Origin of the sequence: Candidatus Thiodiazotropha endolucinida (assembly GCF_001715975.1) — a bacterium.
GTDB lineage: Bacteria > Pseudomonadota > Gammaproteobacteria > Chromatiales > Chromatiaceae > Thiodiazotropha > Thiodiazotropha endolucinida.
Map to the genome: position 1 here is coordinate 95,765 of NZ_MARB01000016.1, position 9,084 is coordinate 104,848.

At 51.5% G+C, this 9,084-nt stretch carries 6 protein-coding genes; 3 read left to right on the plus strand and 3 right to left on the minus strand.

Features of this window, described 5'->3' with window-relative positions; translation table 11 throughout:
- Positions 1–204: 204 nt before the first annotated feature.
- Together CODIS_RS14060 and CODIS_RS14065 are read right to left on the minus strand one after the other, a co-directional pair.
- Positions 205–3,663, minus strand: coding sequence for a hypothetical protein (locus tag CODIS_RS14060; RefSeq protein ID WP_069126367.1), 3,459 nt, complete (start codon positions 3,661–3,663; stop codon positions 205–207).
- 378 nt (positions 3,664–4,041) lie between these two features.
- Positions 4,042–4,572 carry a TlpA family protein disulfide reductase gene (locus CODIS_RS14065; protein ID WP_083220775.1) on the minus strand — a complete coding sequence of 177 codons (531 nt, stop codon included), beginning with the start codon at positions 4,570–4,572 and terminating at the stop codon, positions 4,042–4,044.
- Between the two features lie 377 nt (positions 4,573–4,949).
- Here CODIS_RS14065 and CODIS_RS21560 point away from each other — a divergent pair, with 377 nt between their 5' ends.
- Entirely contained in the window at positions 4,950–7,331 is a 2,382-nt protein-coding gene (locus CODIS_RS21560) for a methyl-accepting chemotaxis protein (RefSeq protein ID WP_069126370.1), read from the plus strand.
- A 31-nt stretch (positions 7,332–7,362) separates the two neighbouring features.
- Here the strand turns inward: CODIS_RS21560 and CODIS_RS14075 are convergent, their stop codons facing one another.
- A complete protein-coding gene (locus CODIS_RS14075; RefSeq protein WP_154723134.1) occupies positions 7,363–7,551 on the minus strand; it encodes a hypothetical protein in 189 nt (62 codons plus the stop codon).
- A 123-nt stretch (positions 7,552–7,674) separates the two neighbouring features.
- Here CODIS_RS14075 and CODIS_RS14080 point away from each other — a divergent pair, with 123 nt between their 5' ends.
- Both CODIS_RS14080 and CODIS_RS14085 read left to right on the plus strand, forming a co-directional pair.
- Positions 7,675–8,325, plus strand: coding sequence for a DsbA family protein (locus CODIS_RS14080; RefSeq protein WP_235615228.1), 651 nt, complete (start codon positions 7,675–7,677; stop codon positions 8,323–8,325).
- 46 nt (positions 8,326–8,371) lie between these two features.
- On the plus strand, positions 8,372–8,962 hold the full coding sequence (locus CODIS_RS14085) for a class I SAM-dependent methyltransferase (protein WP_069126375.1): 591 nt from the start codon (positions 8,372–8,374) through the stop codon (positions 8,960–8,962).
- The last annotated feature ends 122 nt before the right edge of the window (positions 8,963–9,084 follow it).

A 9,084-nucleotide genomic window follows, 5' to 3' on the forward strand; every position in this document is an offset into this window, starting at 1 on the left:
CTGCCCTGCCCAACCAGCTACCCGGCCGCATCAGTGATGGAACAGGTCTGCGGTATATAATCGATGGTTAAACAGTTGAGCGATTCAACTTACCCTTAAAACACGATACATGGCTGTGAACTGAACGGGAGGGGAAACAGGCTGTTTCCCCTCCCTAATGCAGCCAGTCTATCGGCCTATTTGACAGACTGGGTCGTACTGCCGTTACCAGCCACAGGTTGAGCCGGTGCGATCCAGGGATACATGTTCCCATACGCTTTCCGACACCCGGCCTTCAGCGAGATGGAGTTTCCACTCCCGACCGTCTTCGCCGTTACAGGCCACTTCCTGCCATTCGTCATCATGGCAACCCTGACAGACGGTAGTGCGCGGATCTGTGGAGCCAAATACAGAACCTGAGATCAGTATCTCCACCTGATCCATGGTCTTTCGCGATACCCGCCCCTTCATGGCATGCTCCAGCCACTCATCTTCCGATACACTGACTTCATCGTTCTCGTTTTCATGACAGCTGATACAGAAGTCGTCTCGAGGATCGTGATTATCGGTAAAAGTATGTGCCCAACTCACTGCCGCGTCGAAATCCCCGGCGATCGGCGTACCGTCAAAGCGCAGACCTTCACCCTCGTCACAATAATCTCCATCCTCACCCGGCGCACAGACGCGTGTGGGTATCTGGGCATCAGGGTTATCGGCCAGGGTCTCGTACATATGGCATGAACCGCACTTCAACGGACCATGGCTGTCATCGCTGTTGAGATAGGCCGCCTGGGCATAGGTGGTTGCATCCACGCCATCGACACCAGGACCCTGTTCCAGATGGGGTGCCACCGGATAGAGGCCGTGGATCGACTCATGACACCCCTGACAGGTGATGTCCCGGTGACCGCGCGAGTAACGCATCAACCCCGCCTTGCATGGATAGTTGAAGGGCGGATGGTCATTACCCGGCTGATGGCCGCTCGGCTCCACATAGGGTGCGGTATGGCAGTCGGCGCAATGAGGTTCGCCGGCGGCGAGCCAGTGGTCGCGTCCGTCAGTTGCCGCCGAGAAGGGTACCGCGGCCGCCATCGATCCACTCAGAGTCTGCTGGGCTGCAGCCACGCAATCGTCGGTGGTACAGAAATCGAGGATACTGACACTGAAGTCGCCGTCGCCATCGAAGCTGCCGCAGATCTGGAAGTCCGCCTCGCCGTTGCCGTCACAGTCGGGGCCTGGCGCTGCGGCACCCGTGGTACATGCGGTGGCGTCTCCCGCCACCTCGATGGTGGCCAGCTTGGCATCGAGCGCCGGGTCGGTACTGCCGCCTAAATAGGCACAGAGCCCAGGATCGCGGCGCCAGATGGCCATGGTCTCTTCCGAGGTGCGAATCGCTCCATCGGCCGGGAAGACATTGGGATCTCTTGGATCGAGCCAGTCCAAAGCCTGTTGCGTATCGACACCCACTGCGGCGGCAATTTCATCCAATGACGCCAGGGCGCGTATATTGCTCGCGCCTGGGCCGGGTATGCCATCGATCAGGCTCTCCATGTTCTCTCGTTTCCAGATCTCCTGGCTCAACTGATTGTGACAGTTGGTGCACCAGATACCCCGGTCGTCGCGATCGCTGCCCGCAAGTCCGGCCTGATTGCGAGACACATTGTCGCGCAACCATTCACCGATGGCGGTCAGATGCTCGGGCGTACCGGCGCCGTCGATATCCTTGAACGGATTGGAGTGTACATCACGACCGACGAAACAACCGCCGGCACCTAGACGGTTATCCGTATCGGCATAGAAGTTGTCGCCTGTCTCGGTGATGGGATAGCCCGCCATATCGCCATTGGAACGATGGGCTGGATGACATCCCTGACAGCCGCCGAAACGGCCGAGACTGTCGCTGAATGCTATGGGGCCACCCTCGCCGACACCGCGATGGGTCTGATGAATCGCTTCGGACATAGGCAGAATCACCTTATCGTTACCCTCATCATCGATAAAGGAGGCCGACTTGACCTGGGCGATGACGTTATCCGCATGGCAACGTTGACACAGCACGGTGGTATTGCCGATTCGGGTGCTTTGCGCGAACACGGGCCGGTTGTTTTGCGCCGACAGATCGGCAGCCAAGGCATCGCACTCCGCCGGAGTGCCGCAGGCCGGATAGTTGACCAGGAAATCCGTGCCATGGCTCATGTCATGCAGGCCGAGAATACTGATGGCCGCACTCTTGAGTCGCGGATACCAATCCGAGTCGCCAGGACCTATACCATAATAGCTCATCCAGAAGTTGTACTCCTGCTGAACCTTGGCCCAGATTTCATCCCCGCTCTTATGCGGGGAATTGGTGGTATCCACCTCTGAATGGCAGCGCTCGCAGTTGGGGATATCGATGGGGGCGGTACCGAAGCCCTCCACCGGCACACCATTTTGCATCACAGGTTCACCCATACCGCCCGGCTGATCGGGATCGTAATGGCGCAGCTTGGCTCTCATTGCGACAAAGGGGCGTACAGAGTCCTCGAACATCGCACCCGGATCGGCAAAGAAGTTGATGGAATCCTCGAACGGAGTCAACGGGAGTCCCAAGGCCTCCCAGATCCTGGGTGAGGTCAGGGTAATCGGCAGGTTCTCCAACACCTTCATCTGAGTGTAGACAACCGTGCCATGCTCACCCGAGAAAGTCAGCACGTTGCCATTGGATGCACCGCCGCAGTCATTCGCTACGGCAGGATTGCTTGGTACGCCATCGGGATGAGAAACAGGCCCCATGGGATGGAGGCCGGCGCCGCAATCCGCGGGATACTCGATATGGCCGGATACGCCGAGTCGAATCTTATCGCTCTCCGCAGAAGAATTGTTGGGATTGGCCCCTTCCAGGTCGGCATAGATATAGAGATGATTCCAGACTGCATTCCAGTAGTTGTCGGTCGGATCGTCGAAATCGCCATCACCCACCATAGCGCCGCTGACACCGTTCCAGGTCGGATTGCCATTACCGGAGGTCTTGAGCGAACCGTCCGGATTGACCACCGCCGAATCGGCAAGGGTATTCCACATCAGCAGTGAATTGCCTTCTGTCGCACTGATCAGCGTTGAGGTCTGAGGCACAACCTGCGGGCGGGTTTCACGGGGTTGGGCATCATGCCAGTATTCGAGTACATACTTTTGGAAATCCCCATTCGCATCGAGATCGGGGTCACGCAAAACAGTCTGGCGTCCCAAAGCATCCAGACCTACCGAGGGATCCCCCTCCAGAAGGCGCGCAAAGGCCGTCTGCCCTTCGTCACTCTGCTGCGTCTTCACAACCTGGGCAAGGATAGAGTTGTAGGGAGGAAGCACACAACAGTAGGCGAACTCAAACCCGGTACAATGCATACCGAGCTCATAGTTCATCATGATGTTGAAACTGTTCTTTGGGCTCAGCGCCAGGCCGTTACCGCCGTCGCCACCGTCATCTTCGGAATGCTTCTCTTCCTCTTCCTCTTCCTCTTCCTCTTCCTCTTCCTCTTCCTTCCTGCGCTCATCCTCTTCACTACTGTGTTTGTCTTCCTCGTGATTTTCCTCTCCTTCATCTCTGCTCGCCCAGCTATTGTCCATGGCGAAAATCAGCATGAAGATAAACGAAATCGCGAATGTTACGAAGCGATGAGATTTATTGCGTCTTGAATGATTGCACTTCATAACCAAACCCCTCCATGAAGCTGTAAGGTTTTTGTGGGACGAGTACTCTGACGGCGCTGTACGTCCACGATTGGTTCACAATGAATGTGATGATCCTCCTGTCCAATCACTACCAATTGATTAATAATTAACAATAAATACTTGTATTTACTATGTTTATTATTCAGTATTCATTCTACTGTATTGACTGTTTTGGGCAGGTTGTACCAAAAACTAGCAAAACGATATTAAGAGAAACTTAAAATGTTGATGGTCAGGGAAAATAAATTCCGGGTAGGGTTTAAAGATGTGAACCAGTTCATGCTCTAACAACCGGGAGAACCGTTCTTGCTCCCCACTTAATAAACAAGCACCGATGCATGTAGTTCTACATGCACATTACTGCTGCATTACCTGGTGAACAATCGAAGCGGCTTCGTCACTATCCCACTCGACAGGACCGATCGCCTTATAACGCAAGCGCCCCTGACCATCAACGAGAAAACTGCTCGGGAAGACCTTGACCTCCCAGGCGTTGGCTGCGACCCGGTTAGGATCAAGTAGAACGGGAAACGTAAGTTTCAGGCGTGCCGCCATTTTACTTACACGACGTTTGCCCTCCTCGACATTGATGGCCAGGATGACAAAATCGGACTGGTTCATCGCTTCTTTCAACCTGATCAATGACGGCATCTCCTCAATACAGGGGGGACACCAGGTCGTCCAGAAATTGAGTAAAACCGTTTTGCCTTTGAGATCGCTGATTCTGACTTGATTGCCTTTTAAGTCTTGAAGAACCAGGGAGGGAGCTGGATGATCCGGCAATATGACCTCAAGCCAGCCACCATGGACCAGACCGCTGGATGAAAATACAAGCAGGATCAACACCTGTATGAGATTGAGAAAATATGACCTTTTGAACAGATTCATGGTGTTTTTTTACTCAGTCAGTATTAATTGTTCACCCGCCTGATGCAGAGTATTACGGAATATCATTCCCGCAGTTGACTTCAAATAATACTTAAAAGTTAGTCTCTAGCTAAATGATAAAAAAGTAGATTTCCAAATTCACTCTATTTCCGCATGAGAGATCGGAAGGGTCGAAATGTAACTAAAGTTTTACAAATCGAAGACGATATCTCTTGCAACCATGGAGTATATGGTTACAGCAAAGCAATACAATAAGCTTATTTGCTGTAATGAATCGTCCACAGGCGGCTTGTGGGCAAGGTTATACGGCGCATACGAATTATAAAATACCAGCGCCAGGATTTGGGATATGGATCATCCATATCAGGGAAACGATCATGTCAGTTTTTCATAATATATCGATTCGCACAAAGCAGTGGTTCGGTTTCGGACTCATTCTCTGTGTGCTTGCAACCTCTTCCATTATCACACTCATCAGTCTGGGTAATGTTGAACAAAGCGTGAACCAGGTGGTCCGCGAGAGTCAGCCGCGACTAATCCTGACGAAAGACCTCGCTAAAAGCCTGAAACAATCTACAGAATCTTTAGCCTTTTATCTTCTTACGAAGGATGAGTCCCAGCTACAGGACTTCTCAAGTCAAAGGGACCAAACGAAATATATACTTCAATCATTGATAACCAAGAGCATAGAGGCGGAAGATACCACTTCGTCCCAACTACTCAAGCAGCTGGACGATAAACTGAAGCAGTATGAACAGACAGCTGAGGCGTTACTCAATCAGACTGCCACGCATGAAGGTAACTTCCCTGGTATCGCCTATGCCAATATGCACATAAACCCTATCAGCCGGGAACAGATGCAACTGACATCTCAAATGATTCTTTCCGAAATGGAAGAATACGCGGACGAGGAAAGGAAACAGATCCTGCATCATCTTACTGAGTTGCGGTATGCCTGGAGCAATATCATGAACGGTATCCGCGGTTATCTCGCTTTTCGCAGTGATTCAAACATTAACGACTTGAACCTTTACCTGGACAGGACAAAAAAACTGGTCCGGATAATCAGTGCAAAGAGTGATCAACTGACATTGGATCAAGCTGATTCCATCGAGCAATTTACGGATAACATGGTACGTTTCGATGAGCACTTCAAGAGGCTTCTTGAGATACACGGGAGTAATCAGTGGCGTAGTGATGCATGGCTTGTACGCAGCCAGATCACACCACTATTACTGATAACGGATCAACATCTCGAGCAGTTGGTTGCTCATCATGAATCGACTATTTCACACACCAGCCAACGCCTGATCGAGGATGCCAGTTCAACGACAACACTTGTAATCAGTCTATTGCTGTTTGGTCTTATGATTGGATTATCGATAAGTTGGCTGACCACGCGTCTTATTTACAATCCGATCCTGGAGGCAGTCAAGACCATGCAAGATATCGCCAATGGCGATGGCGATCTGATGAAACGATTGAAAAAGCGGGGTAATGATGAGCTTGGACTGCTTGCAGAAAGCTTTAACCAATTCGTTGACAAGATCTGCAAACTGATACAACAGACTGCGCAATCAACTGAGTCGGTAATCAATGCTGTTGCGCAAACATCAGATAATACCAGTCAGATCAGTCGCCGAATCCAGCAGCAGGAAAATGAAACTGACCAGGTTGCTACGGCTATGACCCAAATGACAGCCTGTGTAGCCAACATAGCACAAAATGCAACTACCGCCGAAGAAGCCACCAAGGCAGCTACTGCCGAAGCACATACAGGATGCAAAGTAATCAAGCAGACAGCAGATGCCGTGCAGGCGTTGGCGGATGAAGTGGAACTCGCCGAAAAATCGATTCTTGGTGTGGAACAGGAGAGCGCACGTATCGGTTCGGTCCTGGATGTCATAAAAAGTATTGCCGAACAGACCAACCTACTCGCCCTTAACGCCGCCATTGAGGCCGCAAGAGCGGGAGAGCAAGGGCGTGGTTTTGCTGTCGTAGCCGATGAGGTACGTGGGCTTGCCAATCGCACGCATCAGTCGACAGGTGAAATCGAGTCTATGATACAGGCACTGCAGAACGGCACACAACAGGCGGTATCCGTGATGGCTTCCGGCAGGGAGAAAGTGGACAGCAGAGTTCTGCAGGCGACGGAGGCACTTCATTCGCTCAGTGAGATAAATAGGGCTATCGAGACAATCAACGAAATGAACACTCAGATCGCCACTGCGGCAGAGGAGCAGTGCTCGGTGGTTGAAGAGATCAACAAGAACATGATCAATATCAGCGAAAACGGCAAGCAGACCTCGCAGCGGGCAAAAAATACCTCCGATACCGCCAATGACCTGGGGACATTGGCCTCCGATCTGCAAAGGGTTGTCCAGCAGTTTAAATTTTCAGGCGATAGTGGGTTTGATTTCAGCCCTGCAAAATCAGCCCACCTGGCATGGAAAACAAGAGTACGTTCCTTTCTCGATGGCAAGCAATCCCTCTCCCATGAAGAAGCAGTCTCGCATCATGATTGCGCCCTCGGCAAATGGTACTACTCAGAAGCGCTTAATCGATACGGCGATGTTGCTGAAATACATGCGATAGAACAACCCCATCAGCAGTTACATTCACTGATAAGGGAAATTATCAAGCATATGGAAAGTGGGGATACTGACAGAGCGGAGGACCTCTATAATGAAATCGAGCCTCTGTCAGGTGAAATCATAGGCCTATTGAATAGAGTCGAACAAAAAATAGCAGCCGGTTGACAGGGACCATTCAAGGTGTAGTGTTTCCCCGTCACTTCTTGCTGCCGCGACCACGCTTCTGCCACAGCAGCACACCGAGTGTGGTCGCGCCCAGCGCAATGCCGGCAGACAATATCATACGCGCCAACCACTCGGGCCAGGCGGGTTGCGGTGCCAGAAGTGCCGCGCTGCCGACGACAATCAACCAGAATGAGACTTTTCCAAGGAGTGCGGACTTCAATCTATTATCACCCTGACAGACGACAACCATAGCGCGGCCAAGCCTGATGGATCGTGAAATGCCAAAAATATATTTCGATAAATGTAATACATGAATCGGATATACTCTTATAACACAACCGATATGGCTGCGAAACAAATCCTGAACATGGCCCACCTCTACTACATCCATGATCCAATGTGCAGTTGGTGCTGGGGATTTCGTCCGGTACTCGAGGTACTTCTGTCACGGCTCCCTGACAACATCACAAGCAGTCGCCTGTTAGGCGGGCTGGCGGCGGATTCATCGCAACCGATGCCGGATGATCTGCGGATGAGGTTGCAGAGCACATGGCGGGAGATTGGGAAGCGTATACCGTCGACCCGCTTCAATTTTGATTTTTGGGCTCGGAATACGCCCAGAAGGTCCACCTACCCTGCCTGCCGCGCAGTCATCGCCGCCAGGTCGATAGAACCGGAAATGGAAGATAGCATGATAGTGGCTATTCAGCAGGCCTACTACCTGCAGGCAAGAAATCCTTCAGATGACACTACTCTCATCGAACTTGCGATGGAGATAGGTCTGAACGAACAGCAATTTTCCAAACTGCTGAACCATTCCTCCACACAGCAAAAGCTGGACTCTGAGATTGCACAGTCACTCCGCTTGGGTGTGCGTAGCTTCCCCTCGCTTGTGCTTCAGCATGCAGAGAGCTACTGGCCGGTGGCCATTGATTATTTAAATGCCGAGCCGATGTTGGAACTCATTCACAATCTTATTAACGCTGATTCTTAATCAGGGGGATTGACTTGAAAACTCTCACGGGTAACACTCCGCCACCATGCTGACTAAAGAGAAATTAGACAAACTCCGCAAGGATATCGTGTTCACAGAGGAGCTGTCCGGTGAGCGTCTGCAATTTCATTCCACCTGGGGCATCTTTTCACCACGCGAGATCGATGAAGGGACCAGGCTTTTGGTGGATCGTTTACGGATCGCTCCCACAGACGACTGCCTCGACCTGGGCTGTGGCTACGGTCCGATAGGCCTTTATATGGCCCGGCGGGCACCGCAGGGACAGACCCTGATGGTCGATAAGGATTTCATGGCGGTCAACTACAGCAACGACAATGCCGAACGTAACCGATTGACAAACGCCAAAGCCATCCTCAGCAACGCTTTTGATCATATTGATTCAAGCTTGCGCTTCAATGTTATTGCATCCAATATTCCTGCCAAAGTGGGCAAAGAGATGCTCAGTCTGATTTTGCATGATGCCAGGCAACGTCTCAAACCGGGCGGCAAACTCTATGTTGTAACCATCAATGGCTTGAGACAGTACATGAAACGCAATCTCAACGAGATTTTCGGCAACTATGAAAAGCTTAAACAAGGTAAAAGTTATACCGTAGCATTGGCGGTCAACAAGTGATCCCTGTGCCATTGAAACTGCCGCACAGGCATCGTTATTCACTAGCAGGCTGTTGATTTTTACCCGTCGTCAGCCGTCAAATTCGTTTGGCGGTGTAATTACCGCTCAATCTAGCGATTGAT

What these genes read in the sequence shown, in the direction of transcription:
- CODIS_RS21560 (WP_069126370.1), top strand. Translation starts at nt 4,950, where the DNA reads ATGTCAGTTTTTCATAATATATCGATTCGCACAAAGCAGTGGTTCGGT.
- CODIS_RS14085 (WP_069126375.1), top strand. Translation starts at nt 8,372, where the DNA reads ATGCTGACTAAAGAGAAATTAGACAAACTCCGCAAGGATATCGTGTTC.
- CODIS_RS14060 (WP_069126367.1), bottom strand. Translation starts at nt 3,663, where the DNA reads ATGAAGTGCAATCATTCAAGACGCAATAAATCTCATCGCTTCGTAACA.
- CODIS_RS14080 (WP_235615228.1), top strand. Translation starts at nt 7,675, where the DNA reads ATGGCTGCGAAACAAATCCTGAACATGGCCCACCTCTACTACATCCAT.
- CODIS_RS14065 (WP_083220775.1), bottom strand. Translation starts at nt 4,572, where the DNA reads ATGAATCTGTTCAAAAGGTCATATTTTCTCAATCTCATACAGGTGTTG.